Annotated in this window: 16 protein-coding genes; 8 read left to right on the top strand and 8 right to left on the bottom strand. The window is 72.0% G+C overall.

All coding sequences use genetic code 11. The features are described 5' to 3' along the window. Positions 1 to 17: 17 nt before the first annotated feature. From ACFZDK_RS00290 to ACFZDK_RS00315, 6 genes are all read right to left on the bottom strand, one after another. Positions 18 to 2639, bottom strand: coding sequence for a hypothetical protein (locus ACFZDK_RS00290; RefSeq protein WP_390968296.1), 2622 nt, complete (start codon positions 2637 to 2639; stop codon positions 18 to 20). Then, positions 2636 to 4312, bottom strand: a complete 1677-nt coding sequence (locus ACFZDK_RS00295) for a substrate-binding domain-containing protein (RefSeq protein WP_390968298.1) — start codon at positions 4310 to 4312, stop codon at positions 2636 to 2638. The genes ACFZDK_RS00290 and ACFZDK_RS00295 overlap by 4 nt, the downstream gene beginning before the upstream one ends. After that, positions 4312 to 5823, bottom strand: coding sequence for a phosphate ABC transporter permease PstA (gene pstA / locus ACFZDK_RS00300; RefSeq protein WP_390968300.1), 1512 nt, complete (start codon positions 5821 to 5823; stop codon positions 4312 to 4314). Before pstA ends, ACFZDK_RS00295 begins: the two co-directional genes overlap by 1 nt. 2 nt (positions 5824 to 5825) lie before the next feature. Further along, on the bottom strand, positions 5826 to 6800 hold the full coding sequence (gene pstC / locus ACFZDK_RS00305) for a phosphate ABC transporter permease subunit PstC (protein ID WP_355709858.1): 975 nt from the start codon (positions 6798 to 6800) through the stop codon (positions 5826 to 5828). 300 nt (positions 6801 to 7100) lie between these two features. Then, a complete protein-coding gene (locus ACFZDK_RS00310; RefSeq protein ID WP_390968302.1) occupies positions 7101 to 7751 on the bottom strand; it encodes a hypothetical protein in 651 nt (216 codons plus the stop codon). A gap of 185 nt (positions 7752 to 7936) precedes the next feature. After that, positions 7937 to 8482, bottom strand: a complete 546-nt coding sequence (locus tag ACFZDK_RS00315; RefSeq protein ID WP_390968304.1) for a hypothetical protein — start codon at positions 8480 to 8482, stop codon at positions 7937 to 7939. Between the two features lie 166 nt (positions 8483 to 8648). On the opposite strand from ACFZDK_RS00315, the gene ACFZDK_RS00320 reads away from it, so the two are divergent. The 5 genes from ACFZDK_RS00320 (at position 8649) to ACFZDK_RS00340 (ending at position 12580) form a co-directional block, all read left to right on the top strand. Continuing rightward, entirely contained in the window at positions 8649 to 9671 is a 1023-nt protein-coding gene (locus tag ACFZDK_RS00320) for a cytochrome c oxidase assembly protein (protein WP_390968306.1), read from the top strand. Positions 9672 to 9762: 91 nt separating this feature from the next. Continuing rightward, complete coding sequence (locus tag ACFZDK_RS00325; RefSeq protein WP_390968308.1) at positions 9763 to 10257, top strand: MarR family transcriptional regulator; 495 nt, start codon at positions 9763 to 9765, stop codon at positions 10255 to 10257. 136 nt (positions 10258 to 10393) lie between these two features. Beyond that, on the top strand, positions 10394 to 11203 hold the full coding sequence (locus ACFZDK_RS00330) for an MBL fold metallo-hydrolase (protein WP_390968310.1): 810 nt from the start codon (positions 10394 to 10396) through the stop codon (positions 11201 to 11203). After that, positions 11194 to 11616: a nuclear transport factor 2 family protein gene (locus ACFZDK_RS00335; RefSeq protein WP_390968312.1), complete on the top strand. Its 423-nt coding sequence runs from the start codon at positions 11194 to 11196 to the stop codon at positions 11614 to 11616. The genes ACFZDK_RS00330 and ACFZDK_RS00335 overlap by 10 nt, the downstream gene beginning before the upstream one ends. A gap of 172 nt (positions 11617 to 11788) precedes the next feature. Beyond that, entirely contained in the window at positions 11789 to 12580 is a 792-nt protein-coding gene (locus tag ACFZDK_RS00340; protein WP_390968314.1) for an SAM-dependent methyltransferase, read from the top strand. A gap of 28 nt (positions 12581 to 12608) precedes the next feature. Here ACFZDK_RS00340 and ACFZDK_RS00345 read toward each other — a convergent pair whose 3' ends face one another. Next, positions 12609 to 13130 carry a hotdog fold thioesterase gene (locus ACFZDK_RS00345; RefSeq protein WP_390968316.1) on the bottom strand — a complete coding sequence of 174 codons (522 nt, stop codon included), beginning with the start codon at positions 13128 to 13130 and terminating at the stop codon, positions 12609 to 12611. A gap of 51 nt (positions 13131 to 13181) precedes the next feature. Beyond that, the gene (locus ACFZDK_RS00350; protein ID WP_390968317.1) at positions 13182 to 13685 is read right to left on the bottom strand and encodes a winged helix-turn-helix transcriptional regulator; all 504 of its coding nucleotides are present in this window, start codon (positions 13683 to 13685) and stop codon (positions 13182 to 13184) included. A 162-nt stretch (positions 13686 to 13847) separates the two neighbouring features. Here ACFZDK_RS00350 and ACFZDK_RS00355 point away from each other — a divergent pair, with 162 nt between their 5' ends. From ACFZDK_RS00355 to ACFZDK_RS00365, 3 genes are all read left to right on the top strand, one after another. Further along, complete coding sequence (locus ACFZDK_RS00355) at positions 13848 to 15485, top strand: MFS transporter (RefSeq protein ID WP_390968319.1); 1638 nt, start codon at positions 13848 to 13850, stop codon at positions 15483 to 15485. Between the two features lie 160 nt (positions 15486 to 15645). Next, a complete protein-coding gene (locus ACFZDK_RS00360) occupies positions 15646 to 16053 on the top strand; it encodes a hypothetical protein (RefSeq protein WP_390968321.1) in 408 nt (135 codons plus the stop codon). A gap of 109 nt (positions 16054 to 16162) precedes the next feature. Next, positions 16163 to 16645, top strand: coding sequence for a hypothetical protein (locus ACFZDK_RS00365; protein WP_390968323.1), 483 nt, complete (start codon positions 16163 to 16165; stop codon positions 16643 to 16645). The last annotated feature ends 55 nt before the right edge of the window (positions 16646 to 16700 follow it).

Genomic DNA, 16700 nt, shown 5'->3' on the forward strand with positions numbered 1-16700 from the left:
TTCAGGGGCGCGGGGCGCTATCCATGTGCGGCTCCGCCGCGTGGGCGCGACCAGCCACGACGCGCCCGCAGCCGACGAACTGCCGCCACGGCGGAAGCCATCGACAGCCGCCGCCCGCCGGCGAACGGTGCGCCGACCCCGGCGACCGCCCCGAGCGCGGCCCCCGCCGGAACGGCGTACCGCAGCGGGTTCGCCGGGTCGGCCGGCGTGTTACCCGCCGCCGTCGTCTCCAGCGCCTTCCCACCGTCGAACGACGCCTTCACACTCGGCGTCGCACTGGCACCGTCGCCCGGCGTGCCCGTGCCGGCACCGCCTCCCGTGGTCCCCCCGACGGACGCGTCCGTCCCGGACGGCCCGCCGCCCGAGGTGTCCGTGCCGCCGCCGTCCGCCGAGCCGCCGCTGTCGGTCGACGTCGGACCGGCGTAGGCGAGCAGCGCGTTCGCCGCCTTCACGGTCTGCGCGCGCAGCTTCGTGGAGAGCGGGGCATACCCCTCGGGCAGCTTGCCCGGGTCGGCGCCCAGGGTCTGCCCGGTGCCGGAGGCGTATCGCAGCAGGGCCGCGTAGTCCTGGCGGGCGGCCTTGCTCACCTTGCCGGGCCGGACCGCCGCGTACACCAGCTCGGCGAGCGGGTAGGCGGCCTTGGCCGTGGCGTTGTCCGGGGTGATCTCGGCGACGCCGCTGCCGGAGGCGGTCGCGGCGGCCGCGGTCAGCCCGGCCGCGGTCGGGGCGACGTACTTGCCGGCGGTGTTCTTCAGCTGGGCGGTCTGCAGGCCGTACCGGGCGGCGGAGGCCGCGTCGGTGATCGTGATGATGAACCGCGAGCCGACCGTCTGCGGGCCGGGGCTCTTGTACGCCTGCGGGCTGGACAGCGCGTCCCAGGTGGACTTCCACAGGGTGTCCGCGCGCCGGGTGTGCAGGGCGCCGGCGTGCATGTCGTCCACGTAGGGGTGGAAGTCGGTCATGCACTGGGTGGCCGTGGACGGGGCGTCCGAGCCGGGCGGCACCGTGCACCACGGGTCGCTCTTCGGATAGTCGTCGGTGCTCGACGGGTCGAAGGCGACGCCGGTCGGGTTCAGGTCCTTGTTGGTGCTGTAGTACGGGTTGACCCGCATGCCGTCGTCGTCCGGGACACCGGCGAGGAACTGCCGGGCGTCCTTGTCGGCGAGGACCCACTGCCAGATCGCACGGGCGGTGTCGGAGTGGCCCAGCGAGGTGATCAGGTCGGTGTCGGTGGCCGGGGTCTCGGCGACCGACAGGTACCGGAACTCCGGGTTCAGGGCGATGAACTCGGGGTCGGAGGCGATACCGGCCGGGTTGGTCTTCGCCCAGCCGTACCCCTTGGCCGCCGTGCCGTTGATGATCGAACCCCAGGTGGAGTTGCGGTACGACTCGGTGAGGAGCTTGGCGACCAGGCGGGCGTCGAGCTTGAGGGACTCGACCTTGGTACCCGCGAGTTTCTTGATGCTGTCCGGTGCGTCGGACTTGGCTCTTCGCTCGATCGTGAAGCCGATGACGGCTCCGGAGAGCGCGACCGGCGCGTACGTCGTCGTCCCCGACGGCGCCGTGGTGCCCGCGTCGGCGCCCAGCTTGCGGGTGGTGAAGGCCATGCCCGTGGACGAGGCGTCCGAGGTCAGCCGGGACCGGGTGTCGGGCTCGCCGAGCTCGGTGTAGCCGTAGACCTTGCCGGTGGAGCAGAGCTGGGCCTGCCAGCTGGTCATCGCGTCCGCCACCAACTCACTGCCGGTGGTGGGGCGCTCGTCGGCGCCCAGCGCGCAGTTGGTGCCGACGCTGTTGAAGTTCAGCTTGATCGCGATCCGGTTCTTCCAGTTGGTGGAGGAGACCGGGGAGCCCGCGTTGACCTGGCTCGTGTCCGCGTACGGCTTGCCGTCCAGGTCCAGATGGCCCTGCGGGACGATCACCAGCCAGCAGGAGCGCGGCTTGCTGACGCCGTCGGTGGTCACCGGCTCGCCGCAGCCGAGGTGGGGTGCCTCGTTGGCGGTCTGTACCTCGAAGTACTCCTTGCCCGTGCCGTTGGTGCCGGTGCGGGCGAAGTCGATCTCGTTGGTGGTGTTGTAGTTGAACAGCGCGTTGTTCTGGGTGTTCGTGGTGATCGTGGTGCCGTCGACCGACTTGAAGGGGACCTCGCCGCCGGCGTTCGGGTTGGCGGCGCCGTACCGGTTGTCCTGGCCGTAGTTGGTCGGGTCGGCGCTGTAGAAGACCTGCCGGGTGTCGTCCAGGGCGTTGCCCGGCCAGCTGGTGCGGTTGGTGGTCGGGGAGGCGCCGTACTGGCACTGGGTGCGCGGCGGGCCGGGGTTGGCGGCGACCGTGCCGTCGTCGTCGCCCCAGCACTGCATGATCTGGACGAAGTCGGTGTTGAACTGAGTGCCCGCGAAGGTGGTCGCGGTACCGCCGGTCCAGCTCACCGTGACGGCCTGGCTGGTGAGGTTCTTGGTCTGGGAGACCGTGAACTTCATGTCCTTGAACTCACCGCGCCCGGAGACGGTCACGGCGGAGCCGGTGGCCGCGGTCGCGGTGGGCGCGGTCTGGGCGACCGCGAGTCCGGCGAGGGCGCCGACGGTGGCGCCGGCGAGCAGGCGGACCAGCGTGTTGCGTATCCGGGTGCGACTTGTCCGTCTCATCGGGAACCCCCGTCGTCGGAACGCTTGTTGCCCACCAGCCGGGAGACCACCGAGGGCAGCAGGAGCAGGCCGAAGACCAGCAGCGCGGCCAGCAGCATCAGCGTCTGGGTGCCGGTCCAGCCGTGCCCGGTGGCCACCGCGACGGGCTGGGCGAGGGCGACCGTGCCGCCGGCCGCCGCCGCACCGGTGCCGCCGGACGCGGAGCCCGTGGAGCCGTCCGGGGAGATGGTCTGGCCGGTGTCGGGGTCGACGGAGGGCTGGGCGCTGCCGCCGCCGGTACCGCCGGTGCCGCCGGTCGAGGCGTCCGTGGAGCCGGTGCCGCCGGTGGTGCCGCCGGTGCCGGCGGAGCCGCCGCTGCCGGAGCCGCTGCCCGAGCCGGACTTGGCGCCGCCGCTGCCGCTGGTGCAGGGCGCGGCGCCCTTCTTGTCGCAGGCGGCCGGGTAGGGCGCGGTCTGCGCGAGCTTGTTCTCGCCGTTCGCGGTGAACGTCGGGTTGTTGCAGTTCTTGATGTTGATGTTCTGCGCTGCCACGCCCGGGATCCGGCGGATCTGGTCGAAGCCGGCCTGGACGAGGTTGATCGGCAGCGGCGAGTAGCCGAGCTTCGGGGCCTGTTGCTGGCCCTGGCACATGAAGTAGTAGGAGAACGCGCCGAGCGTCTTGCCCTTGGCCTTGGTGAAGGTGCCCTGCACCTTCAGCGGCAGGATCATGTACGAGTAGCTGGACAGCGGGTAGTTGCGCTTGTCGCTGTCGTTGTAGACGCCGTTGAGCTGCTGGGTGAGGTAGTCCGCCGAGTTCTTGTTCGTGTTGATCTGCGCCTTGAGGAGGGAGACCGCCACGTTCTGCGGGGTCGGCTCGGTGTAGTAGCCCGCGTGGTTCAGGATCTTGGCGACCGGGTAGTGCGCGTTGAGCGCGTACGAGTAGTTGACGTACCCGATCGCGCCCTCGCCGTAGTTCTGGGCGACGTAACCGGCGACACCGAGGTCACCGGACTGGGCGATCATGCCGGAGACGGTCGGGTAGTACGACGTCTGCCCGCACGCTCCCGAGCGGCCGACCTTGGCGCAGTAGGCGTTCCACAGCGCCTTGTGCTGGTTCGCCATCCACATCGTGAACTGGGCGGTGGAGCCGGAGCCGTCGGAGCGGACGACGGGGACGATGGTGCGGTGGGGGAGCTGCAGCCCCGGGTTGTCGGCCTTGATCACCGGGTCGTCCCAGGTCTTGACGACCCCGGTGAAGATCTTGGTGACCACGTCGCCGGAGAGACGGAGGTTGGTGACCCGCTTGCCGTTGACGGTGAGGTGGTACATGAACACCGTGCCGCCGGCCACGATCGGCATGTAGGCGTAGGAGCCGGACGCGGGGCGCTCGGCCGCGCTGCCGTCGGTGGGGTTCGTCTGGAACGGGATGTCGGAGACGGCGAAGTCGACGGTGCCGGAGAGGAACTGGCGGCGGCCGTCGGAGGAGCCGGTGCCGGCGTAGCTGATGCGCATGCCGTACTGGTTGACGGCCCGGCGCCACTCGTCGACGGCGTTCTCCGCCCAGGTGGAGCCGGCGCCGGCGATGGGGGTGTACGTGTCGGCGGCGGCCGGGGTGCCGGCGATCGTGCCGAGGATGCCTATCAGTGCGGCCAGGATGCCCAGCCGTCGTAGGGCGTTGATGACTTGGCTGGACATCAGTGACTGTCTCCTGTTGCGGGGTCCGTGTTCCCACCCGCACCACCCGTGCGGGTTTCGTCGTCGGGTGCGGGTGGCCCCTGCGGGGCGGATTCGCCGTCGGCGGGTGCGGGTGCGGGTGCGGGTTCGGGGGCTTGGCCGTCGTTGCCGGGTGCGCGTTCGGGGGCCGGTTCGCCGTTGTCGGGTGCGGGTGCGTCGTGGCTGGTCGCGCCGTTCTCCGCGCCCCCGAGAAGGGCGCTGGTCTCGCCGGAGTTGTCCGTGGCCGTGGGCTCGAACAGCTCCAGGCCCGGGGTGTGGAGTTGGCTGAACCGGTCGGTGTCGCGGCGGGAGGCGCGGGCGGCTCGGCGGGCCTGGCGCTTGCTCTGGTGGCCGGGGCCGCGGCCGCCGATGACGCGGGCGATGGCGAAGAGGATGAGGACGAGGGCCATGAGGACGGCCGCGGAGCCGAAGCCTCGGGCGATCATGGTCGGTTCGGGGGACTTGACGAAGTTGAAGACGGCCAGCGGGAGGGAGACCATCGGGCCGTTCGTCGGGTCGGCGTTGAGCGCGGCGGTGAAGCCCGCCGTGAGGAGGACCGGGGACGTCTCGCCGATACCGCGGGCGGTGCCGAGGATGACGGCGGTCGCGAGTCCGGAACGGGCCGTCGGCAGGACCACGTGCCAGACGGTCCGCCAGCGGGGCGCGCCCAGGGCCTCCGAGGCCTCCGTCAGGTTGCCCGGCACCAGGCGCAGCACCACGTCCGCCGCGCGGATCACGATCGGCAGCATCATCACGCTGATCGCGAAGCCGGCCGCGAGGCCCGACTTCTGCATGCCCAGGCCGAGGATCCAGACGGCGTACACCATCAGGCCGGCCACGATGGACGGCAGCGCGGTCATCGCCTCGACGATCGTGCGGACGAACCGGGAGAAGCGGCCCGGGATCTGGTTCAGGTACACCGCGCAGGCCAGGCCCAGCGGGACCGTGATCGCCAGCGCGATGGTGATCATGATGAGCGTGCCGACCATGGCGTGCGCGATGCCGCCGTGGGTCAGCGGGTCGAGGGGGCCTGCCGCCTGCATGTCCTGGGTGAAGAAGTTGCCGTGCGGCAGGGCCTCGCGGCCGCGCCAGGCGGTGAAGCCGACCACCATCGCGAGCGCGCAGAACATCAGCCCGCCCGCGGTCCACAGGACGACGGTCATCACCCGGTCCCGGACCGCCTGCGCGTCCTCCTCAAGCCCTGTCAACACCGCGTAGATACCGAGGAATGCGAGGTACGCGGTGACGAAGAAGCCGAATGCCCCGGAGAAAGGGGCGAGTTCGCCGAAGAGGAGGACGGTGACGCACAGCCCGGAGGCGGCGGCGCCGAGCAGCGACAGCACACCGGAGCGGGTGAACCCGCCGATCCGGCGCGGCACGTCGGGGAGTTCGGCGGCGGGGCCGGCGGTCGCGGGACCGGTCGCGGGGGCGTCCTGGGGAGCCGGCCGAGGGGCGTCCTGGGGGACGTCCTTCTCAAGGTCTACGACGGTCATCGTCACGCCTCGCTCTGTGCGCCGGACCGTGACCGGGCCACGATCGAGGAGGCGGTGAAGTTGACCGCCAGGGTCAGCAGGAACAGCGCGAGGCCCGCGGCCATCAGTGCCGACATGCCGAAGGTGGAGGCATCGCCGTAGTGCAGGGCGATGAGGGAGGAGACGGAGTTCGAGCCGGTCTGCAGGATGTGCGGCTGGATGGTGAAGACCGGGGAGATGATCAGGTAGACCGCGATGGTCTCGCCGAGCGCCCGGCCGAGGCCCAGCATGGTGCCGCCGATGATCCCGCCCATGCCGTAGGGCAGCACGACCGCGCGGATCATGCCCCAGCGGGTGGCGCCGAGCGCGTAGGCGCCCTCGCGTTCACCGGCCGGCGCCTGGGCGAACACCTCGCGCATCACCGAGCACTGGATCGGCGCGACCATCAGCGCGACGACGATCCCGGCGACGAAGGTGGACGCGGTGTAGACGCTCTGGGAAGCGAGTGGTTCGCCCGGCTGAGTGCCGTCGACGTGCAGGAAGGGGATCCACCCGAACCAGTCCGACAGCCAGCGGGACAGCCCGATGACGTGCTGCTGGAGGAAGAACAGGCCCCACAGGCCGTAGACCACGGACGGCACGGCGGCCATCAGGTCGACCATGGTGACGAGCGTCCGGCGCAGTCCCCGGGGGGCCACGTCCGAGATGAACAGCGCGGTGCCGACGGCCAGCGGCACGCTGATCGTGACGGCGACGGCGGCGATCAGCAGCGTGCCGGTGAGCACGGCCGCGATGCCGAACTTGTGGACGTCCGGCTGCCACTGGGCGGTGGTGAGGAAGGCCCAGACGCCCCGGGCCCTCAGCGCCTGTCCGGCGCGCAGGAGCAGGAACAGCCCCACGGCGGCCATGATGGCGAGGACGACGCCACCGGTGGCCGTCAACTGGTACCGGAAGATCCGGTCCCCGAGCCCTCGGGCGGTCGACAGCCGCCTGGGCACGGGTCTCTCGGATTCCGCCCCGGCGGAACCCTCTAGCGCGGACACCACTGTGCCCCCCCTGTTCGGAAACGATTCGCCCCACACGGCTCCGAATCGGGGTGCCGCGCCGCAGAGTCAATGGCCGGTTCCTTGCGCACCAACGCGTCGAAAGTGGAGAGCGCGTGAACAGTGCATGCCATTTCAGTGGGGGAGATGTGGGTGGCTGTGTACTGGAGGGTCCTGAGGGGCAAAGCTTTCGCGGCCCTGTGCCGTCCGGCGTGCGGTCAGGTGTACGGCGGAGGTGCGGCCGTGCGAACGACTTCAGCCGCGGGCCGCGCGGTCCAGGGCGCGGACGGCGGCCTGCTCGTCCTGTCCGAGGAGCGCCTTCTCCAGGCTGTGGTCGTCATGTCGGGAGAATCGTTCCCCCTCCGCGATGTCGTCCTCGCCGAGCACCCGTCCGCACCACTCGCCCCGGTCGCCGGTGTGGTCGTCGAAGGGCACGGCGGCGCCCTCGCCGAGCACCGCCCAGGCTCCCTCGTGCCAGCGCACGGCGAGCAGATAGGTGTGTCCGGCCTGGAAGCGGGGCGAGTCGACGGCCATCTGCGCGACCCGGGTGCCGCTGGGCCGGTAGGCCTTCCAGCCGGGGGCGACCAGGTCGAAGCCGGAACCGAGCGCGTGCCGGGGCGACTTGGCCGACCACAGCCGGCGCTCGGTCCGGAAGCTCACCAGCCGGTCCGCCGTGTAGGCGACGGCCCCCTTGGCGTAGTCCCGCCGGTTGGTGTCCCGCTCCCGCGTCGGACTGGCGACGACGACATGATCGGCGTACGACACCCAGTCCTGCGCGGTCTGTGAGGGGTAGAGCTCCCCCGACGGGCCGCACCCGGGCACCGACTCCAGCCCCGGTCTTCCGACCAGCGCCCCGGCGAGAACCCCGACGGTGGCCAGCAGCGCGGCGACGGGCCGTGCCGGCATGCGCCGAGGCGCGACGAATCGTTCCCCCATGGTGAAAAGCCCCCCGTGTTCCCCGTGTCCCCGTGCGGCGGTGGAGCTCGTCAAGATCCACAGGCCGCCTTGATCACTGTAGGCACGGCCGACGGAAAGTGAACAAGGGTCACCTCGGCCTGGCACAGAACTGTGACGCGGGCCGGGCGAGCGGCTCAGCAGCCCTCGTGGGCCGGGACGAACTCCAGCCGTGCGTGGTCGTCGGCGGCCCGGGCGTCGTCGTAGACCGTACGGCCGACCTGGTACCAGACGTCGTCCGTCTTCTGGTCGCCGTTCACGTCGTCCAGCTCCACGCACCACTCCTCCGCGCGGACGGTCCTGCGGTAGGTCTCCGTGCCGCTGCGGACCTTGGTGCAGGACCGGTACCGCTCGGTGGTGTACCAGGTGCGGGTCCTGCGCTTGCTGCCGCTCCCGCTGCTGGAGGTGTGCCGGACCCGGCGGGTGCTGGTGGCACACTTCCTGACCAGGTGCGGCCGGGTGGCCCTGGCGGTCTTCGCGGCGATGTGCCGGACGTCGTCCTTCAGTCCGTGGACGGTGTCGTCCTGGGCGGGGGCGGAGGTGGTGGCGCCGGTGCCCGTGTCGTCCTGCTCGTAGGTGACGCCGTCGTCGAACCCGCTCTCGTCCCCGCCGCTGGAGCACGCGCCGAGCGCGCCGATCAGAATCGCGATGGCCCCGCTCACGAAGAGCCGCTTACCGAACATGAATCCCACCCCTGTGAACCTCTGCGAACTGCGCCGATCACCGGTCTGATGATCGCGCCGATTCTGCAGGCCACCCCTGTGCGAGGGCCGGGCGGGCCCGGTATAGCGTCGCGCAGTGGGCCAGACCTGACCCGTTTCGTCCCGGATCTTGAGGAGCGTGAGCCGGATGGCCGAGCTGACCGTGGGCCGGCTGCTGACGTCGTGGCAGCTGGACGTACCGGCGCTGCTGCTGGTCCTGGCCCTGGGCGGGCTGTACGGCTGGGGCGTGACGCGGGTGCGCGGCAGGGGGGAGCCCTGGTCGGCGGCCCGCACCGCCGCCTTCACGGTCCTGGGCCTCGGCGCGCTGGTGGTGGCGACGATGTCGGCGCTCGCCGTCTACGACCACGTGCTCTTCTGGCCGGCGGCCGTCCAGAACATCCTGCTCGACCTGGTGGCTCCGCTGGGCCTGGCCCTGGGCGACCCGCTCCGGCTCGCGCTGGCGGCGCTGCCGGACGGCGCGGCGGCCCGGCTGCGCCGGACGATGACCGGCCGGGTGCTCCGGGTCCTGACCTTCCCGCTGGTCAGCACGGCGCTGGTGCTCGCCACCGAGCTGACGGTCTACTTCACCCCGTACTTCGCCACCGCCCTGCGGGTCGGCTGGCTGCACGAGCTGATGTACCTGAACCTGCTGGCGGCGGGCTGCCTGTTCGTCGTACCGGTCCTGACCCGGGAGGAGACCCTCCCCGCCTGGTGCACCCATCCGGTCCGGGCGGCCCTGGTCTTCCTGGACAGCGTGGTCGACGCGATCCCCGGGCTCGTCGTCATGACGCACGGCACGCTGATCGCCGGCGCCTGGTACCTGCACCACCATCCGTCCTGGTCCCCGGACGTCCGCCACGACCAGCAGATCGGCGGCGGCGCGATGCTGGGCATCGCCGAACTGGTCGCCCTGCCCTTCCTGCTGGCGATCCTCTTCCAGTGGGCACGGGCGGAACGGGTCCAGACGGCGGCGCTCGACCGCCACCTGGACCGGCAGCAGGCCGCCGCGGCCCCCGCCCCCACTCCTGCCACCGCCCCGGCCACCGTGTCCGTCCCGGCCGCTCTGTCCGCTCCTTCCGCCCCGGCCGTCGACCGGGTCCGCCCCTGGTGGGAGACGGAGGAGAACGAGGTGGCCGCCCGGATCCGCCGGCAGCACGGCGAGACCGACTAGCGCTGCGGCGGCACGCGTTGGCCGGTCCGGTCCCGCTCGGGGATGATCGGACGGAAGCGGGTGCGGGTACGAGGAGAGGGGTTCCGGGGTCGTGGACGAGCAGGTGGAGATCTCGACGCCGCGGGACGCCGCGAACAACCCGTTGGTGCTGGCCTTCGGGCGGTTGCAGGGGGCCGCGAACCGGCTGGAGTACCTCCTGGGGCGGTCCCTGGAGCAGGAGTGCGGGATCAGCCACCTCATGTACGAGGTGCTGCTCATCCTGGGGCGGGCGGGCGAGCCGGGACTGCCGATGCGGGCGGTCGCGCAGGAGCAGGTTCTGACCACCGGGGGAGTGACCCGGCTGGTGGACCGGATGGAGGCGGCCGGGCTGGTCGAGCGGGCGGAGGATCCCGCCGACCGGCGCGGCCGTCTCGTCCGGCTGACGGCCAAGGGCGCGGAGACCGCCGTGGCCGCCTCCCGGGTGCACGTGGAGAACATCCGCCGTTTCTTCCTGGAGCCGCTGCCGCCGGAGGACCGTGACCGGTTCGCCGAGGATCTGCGGATCCTCAGCCATGCGGCGCGGGACGTGCTGCCCCGGCTGCCCTGACCCCGGATGCGGGTGTGACGGGAGCCACACGCACAGAGAAATACCTGACGTGTCAGTTACTGTTCTGTCAGATGAATCGCTCGCCTTCGGCGGCCCTCCTTACGCCGCCCTCTCCCTCTGCGTTCAGGAGCACCCCATGAGCCCCGCCCTCGACTTCACCGTCCTCGACCTGGACTTCCCCGCCGGCTCCCGGAACAAGACGGCCACCCTCGTCACCGGCGAGCACGAGGCCCTGCTCGTCGATGCCGCCTTCACCCGCGCCGACGGCCACCGCCTCGCCGCCGCGGTCCTCGACTCGGGCAAGAAGCTGACCACCGTCTTCGTCAGCCACGGCGACCCCGACTTCTACTTCGGCGCCGAGGTCCTCGCCGACGCCTTCCCCGACGCCCGGTTCGTCGCCACCCCGATCACCATCGAGCACATCGCCCATTCCTACGAGGGCAAGCTGAAGGCCTGGGCGGCGCTCGGCCCGAACCTCCCCACCCGCCTGGTCGACCTGGAGCCGCTGACCGGCGACCTCACCCTGGAGGGTCACCGCTTCGAGCTCCGGGGCGGCCCGGCCGGGCTGCCCGACCGCCACTACCTGTGGCAGGCCGGGCACCGCGCCCTCCTCGGCGGTGTCCTGCTCTTCCAGCGGGAGCACGTGTGGGTCGCCGACACACCCGCCCCCGAGGACCGTTCGGCCTGGATCCGGCTGCTGGACGAGATGGCGGCCCTGCGGCCGGAGCTGGTCGTGCCCGGGCACCGGCTGCCCGGCACCCCGGCCGACGTCACCGCCGTCACCGCCACCCGTGACTACCTGCTCGCCTTCGAGGAGGAGCTGGGCCGGGCCGCGGACGGTGCCGCGCTCACCGAGGCGCTCGTCGCCCGCTACCCCGACCACGGCATGCTGATCGCCGCCCAGATCGGTGCGAAGGTCGCCAAGGGCGAGCTGAAGTGGGGCTGACCGTGAGCGAGTTCGCCCTGTCCGCCGCCCCCGCCGACGTCGTACGACGGCAGTACCTCGCCTCGGCGGCCGGTGACCTGGCCGCCCTGCGCGCCACCCTCGCCCCCGACGTGGAGTGGACGGAGATGGCCGGCTTCCCGCTGGCCGGCACCTACCGCACCCCCGAGGGCGTCACCGCCCACGTCATGGAGAGGCTCGGCGAGGAGTGGGACGGCTGGACCGCCCACGACGACACCTATGTCGTCGACGGCGAGAACGTCGTCGTCCTCGCCCGCTACACGGCCGTCAACAAGGCCACCGGGCGACCGGTCGACGTCCGGGTCGCCCACCACTTCGTCGTACGCGGCGGCCTGATCGTCCGCTTCGAACAGTTCGTGGACACCGCGCTGGTCCGTGCGGCCATGACCGGCTGACCGGACGCGCACCCGGACCCTGCCGTACGCCCGACCGTGCCAACTCCCCGCGGTGTGGCCTACGGCAGGGTCCCGCGCACCCCAAGTCTCCCCTTGCGCAAGGCAGATGGGATGTCCGAGTACGATCGCCGCGAACCCGGTCCGAACCTTCCACCGGCGCGATGGAGTTGCCATGCCGACCAGCCCTCAGCCGTCCTCCCCGATCGACACCAGCAGGGCGCATCCCGCGCGGGTCTACGACTGGCTGCTCGGCGGCAAGGACAACTACCCGGTCGACGAGGCGGTCGGTGAGAAGCTGCCGCCCGAGGCGCGGGACGCCGCGATGCAGAACCGTCGGTTCATGAACCGGGCGGCCGCGTGGCTCGCGGCGCAGGGCGTCGACCAGTTCCTGGACATCGGCACCGGAATCCCGACCGAGCCGAACCTCCACCAGATCGTGCAGGACGTCGTGCCGTCGGCGAAGGTCGTCTACACCGACAACGACCCGATCGTGCTGCGGCATGCCGAGGCGCTGCTGATCTCCCGCCCGGAGGGGGCGACCGACTACATCCAGGCGGACGTGCGCGACCCGGAGGCCATCGTCCGGCACGCCCGGCACGTCCTGGACTTCGACCGCCCCGTCGCCCTCTCCCTCATCGCGCTGATGCACTTCATCACCGACGAGCAGGACGCCCACGGCATCGTCCGGGCCCTGATGGAAACCCTGCCGTCGGGCAGCTACCTGATCCTGTCGCACGCCGCGTCCGACGTGTACCCGGAGCTCGCCGCGCAGGTCGTCGCCGAGTACGCCAAGGGCGGGATCCGGCTCGCCTTCCGCTCCCGCCCGGAGGTGGAGCGCTTCTTCGACGGTCTGGACCTCGTCTCCCCCGGCCTGGTGACGGCGACGCAGTGGCTCGGTTCCGCACCGGCCCCGGAACCGGAGCCGGACGCCGGTATCTACGCGGGCGTGGCCCGCGTCCGCTGACCCTCCGCCTGCCCCGGCGGCGGAGCCGTCAGCGGGCCGCGACCGGGAAGAGCAGGCAGCTGCTGGTGGCGTGGGCCAGCAGCCGGTCCTCGGAGTCGCGGAGCTCGGCCTGGGCGAGGGCGGTGCGGCGGCCGTTGTTGAGGACGGTGCCGATGGCGCGGACCTTGCCGGTGTCGACGGTGATCGGGCGCAGGAACTTCAGGGTGAGGTCGATCGAGGTGTACCCCGTGCCCTGGGGCAGCACGGACTGCACCGCGCAGCCGGCCGCCGAGTCGAGGAGCGTGGCGTAGACGCCGCCGTGGACGCTGCCGATCGGGTTGTAGTGCTCCTCGCCCGGCACCAGCACGAAGACCGCCCGGCCGTACTCGGCCTCCTCCAGGGTGAAGCCCAGGGTGGCGGCTATCGGCGGGGCGGGCAGCCGCCCGGCCAGGATCTCCCGGAGGAAGTCGAGGCCGCTGTGGTGCGGGACGGCGCCGGCGGAGACGGCGGGGTCCTCCCAGCCGAACGTGCGTGACCTGGACCCCTGCCCGGGGTTCGCGTCGTGGGTCAAGACAACTCCTCGTAGTGCGTTCTGGTGGGGTGGTTCCTGCTGCCGCCGGGTTCAGCGGCCGTCCGGGCCGACCCGGATGAGACCCGGCCCGGCGTCGACGAACGACTCCCCGCGCCGGACGTCGTGGCCGTCGTCGCAGCGCAGCACCGCGCGCACCGGGGCACCGCAGTCCTTGTGGCGGACGACGAGCGGGGGCCCCTGTTCGTCCGCGGCCCAGGTGTCGCCCCACTGCCGCAACGCCGAGAGGACGGGCAGGAAGTCCCGTCCCTTCTCGGTCAGTTGATAGGCGTACCGGGTCCGCTGGCCGGGTTCCTGGTAGGGCACGCGTTCCAGGAGCCCGGCGGCGGTCAGTTCCTTCAGGCGCGCGGAGGCGGCGGGTTCGCCGATGCCCACCCGCTTGGCGAAGTCGTCGAAGCGCCGGGTACCGAAGAACGCCTCGCGCATGATCAGCAGCGCCGTGCGGGTGCCGGCGATCTCCAGGGTCCGGGCGACGGAGCAGTTGGCCATGGACCAGGCGTCCCGGTCCCGCAGCAGGCCCTTCGTCTCTTCGTCCACCGCCGCGTCCTCCACCGCTCCACCTTCCGGCTGGCTTGCCTCGCGCGAAGTCAGCCTATAGCGTCGCAGCTGACTTCTGTAATCGTCAGTCAGGTCGGGTCTCCGGGGCGCGCCGCCGCCTGCCGCCCGCTGCCCGCAGCCCGGCTCCGAGACGAGGACACCATGGCACCCGACGCTCCGATCCCTTCTCCCGCTCCTGGCCGGCTCAAGCAGTCCGACCGGCACCCCGGCGACCGCCTCCCCTCCCACCAGCCGCACCAGCCGCACCAGCCGCACCAGCTCTCCCGGCGTGCCGCGGCCGTCACGCTCGTCGCGATGTGCCTGGGTGCCATGACGACGTTTCTGCTGATCACCGCGTCGGTGTCGGCGCTGTCGGCCATCCAGGACGACCTGCGTGTCTCCCCGACCGGCCTGGTCTGGATCCCCTCCGCGTACACGCTGCTCGTGGCCAGCCTGGTGATGTCCGCGGGCACCCTCGGCAACCGTTACGGCCGCAGACGCGCCTTCCTCGCCGGCGCCGCGGTCATGATCATCGGGTCGCTCACCGTCTACACCGCCGGGTCGACGGGAGGCGTCATCGCCGGCCAGCTGATCTCCGGCCTCGGCGGCGCCCTCATCCTGCCCAACAGCCTGGCCGTCCTGGGGGCCGCCTTCCCCGACCCGCACCGGCGCACCGAGGTCGTCACCGCCTGGGCGGCCGCCTCCGGCATCGGACTCGCCGCCGGCCCGCTGATCGCGGGCACCCTGCTCGACCACTTCCACTGGAACACGGTCTTCCTGTCGACCGCCGCCCTCGCGGTCGTCACCATGGCCGCCGCCGTCTTCGTCGCCGAGTCGCGCGGCCCCGCCGGCAAGCTCGACATCCCCGGCCAGGTCCTGGCCGCCCTCGGCATCGCCGCCCTCGTCTACGCCCTCATCGAAGGCGGGCACGACGGCTACACCAGCCCCCGCATCCTCACGGCCTGGATCGTCGCGGCCGCGGCCCTGGGCGGCTTCGTCCTCGCCGAGCGGGCCGCCCGCACCCCCATGCTGGACATGAGCCTGTTCCGGTCGCCGTCCTTCAGCGCCGTCATGTTCGTCGCGGCCGTCTCCCTGTTCGGCTTCACCGGGGTGGCCATCCTCTCGGTGCTCTTCTACGAGCGCGTCCAGCACCTGTCCGCCCTGGACGTGGGCTGGCGGCTGCTGGCCTTCTTCGGCGTCTACGTCGTCGTCGCCTACGCCACCGGACGCGTGATCCGCCGTACCGGCTTCAAGCTCCCGCTCACCCTGGGCTTCCTCGTCGGCGCCGCCGCCACGGCCGGGTTCACCACGCTGGAGCCGACCACCCCCTACGCCCGCGTGTGGTGGCTGTACGTGCTCTTCGGCGCCGCGTCCGGGATGGTGGCCGCGCCGAGCACCGCCGCCGCCCTGGTCAGCGTCTCCCACGAACACGCCGGCATGGCCTCCGGAGCCGTCAACGCCTTCCGCCAGATCGGCTCCGTCACCGGCTCCGCCCTCCTCGGTGCCCTTCTTGCCAGCCGGCTCCAGTCCGGGCTGCCGGCCCAGCTCGACGCCCACCACGTCCCCCGAGCCGCCTGGCCCGCCGTCGAGCACGCCGTCGCCACGGGCACCGGCGGCCACGGGGCGACCCCGCCGAACGTGACCGCCGCGGTCGGCGACGCCTTCACCTCCGGCGTCCACGCCGGCATGACCGTCGTCGCCGCCGTCTTCCTCTGCGCGGCCCTCGCCTCGGCCCTGCTGATACGCAACCGACCGCACCACACCACCACGACGACGGCGACGTCCGGCAACGGGAAGTAGTGCTCTCCGGGGGAGAGCGGGTCTGCGTGCCCCCGCGCGCCGTCTGTACCGGCTGTACCGGGATGTTCGGGTGAGGTGTGCCGCGTGTTGCCCACATCACCTTGTGGGCCTGTGAGTTCGGGCCGGGCGCGGGGGGCGGGCGGGTAGCGTCGTGACGTCGGTGGGAGCACACGTCGGGAGTTCCGTGGTGGTACGGCGCATGGCGGCGGCAGTGGTGCTGCTGGCCGCTGCCGTACTCCTGCACATCGCGGTCCCCCACCACACCTCCTACGCCGTGCACACGGCGGCCGTGACGGCAGCACCTGTGCTCGCGGCGGAGCCGGCGGGGGCCGCCGGTGCCGGTTCGGTCCACGTGGACGCGGCGGCGGACTCGCCGGTCCGTGCTCCGCGCACCGGCCAGCACGCCGTCGCGCCGTCGCCCGCCGAGATCCCGTCGACCGGTACCGCGACGGTGGCGGACGCCGACGCACCGGCCCGCGCGGTCCGTCCCCGTACGGCGAGGGATCCCCGGAGTCCCGCCGCGGCCCACACCCCCGACGCGGCCGCCCTCCAGACGTTCCGCCGCTGACCGGCCACCCCACCCCGCCCCACGTGCTGAACACCCGTCGGTGTTCGGCCGTACCCCCCTTCAGGGGTCCCCCTTCACCCGCGCAACCGCGATGAATCGGAGCCGTCCCGTGCCCCAGCAGCAACGACGTTCACCCACTGGCCGACTGGTTCGCGGTGCGGCCGTCGTCGGCAGCCTCGCCCTCCTCCCGCTGACCGCGGCCTGCAGCGGTGAGGACGACGCCACCGACGAGAAGTCCTCCGGGAAACGGACGGTCTCCGCCCAGGAGGCCCAGGTCGTGGCGCCCGCCAAGGTCGAGGTCATCGCCAGCCTGACGCAGTGCAAGGCCAAGATCCGGGTGGACGCGGAAGAACTGCGCGAGGGCGTGTGCCACACCAAGGGCGGCGACTACCTGATCACCACGTTCCCGGAGCAGCGGTTCCAGGACACCTGGCTGGAGACGATCAGCATGTACCAGGGCACCTACCTGGTCGGGACGCGCTGGGTGGTCAGCGCCCAGCCGAAGGTGCTCAAGGAGTTCCGGCCCAAGCTCGGCGGCGACATCGTGCACATGACCGGCATGGGCCCGGGCGTCACGCAGAGCCCCTCCTGACCACGGCCCCGGGGCGGCGCGCGGAACGCCGCCCCGGGGCCCCGGGGCAACTCCG

Origin of the sequence: Streptomyces sp. NPDC007901, assembly GCF_042959465.1 — a bacterium.
In the GTDB taxonomy this organism is placed as follows: domain Bacteria; phylum Actinomycetota; class Actinomycetes; order Streptomycetales; family Streptomycetaceae; genus Streptomyces.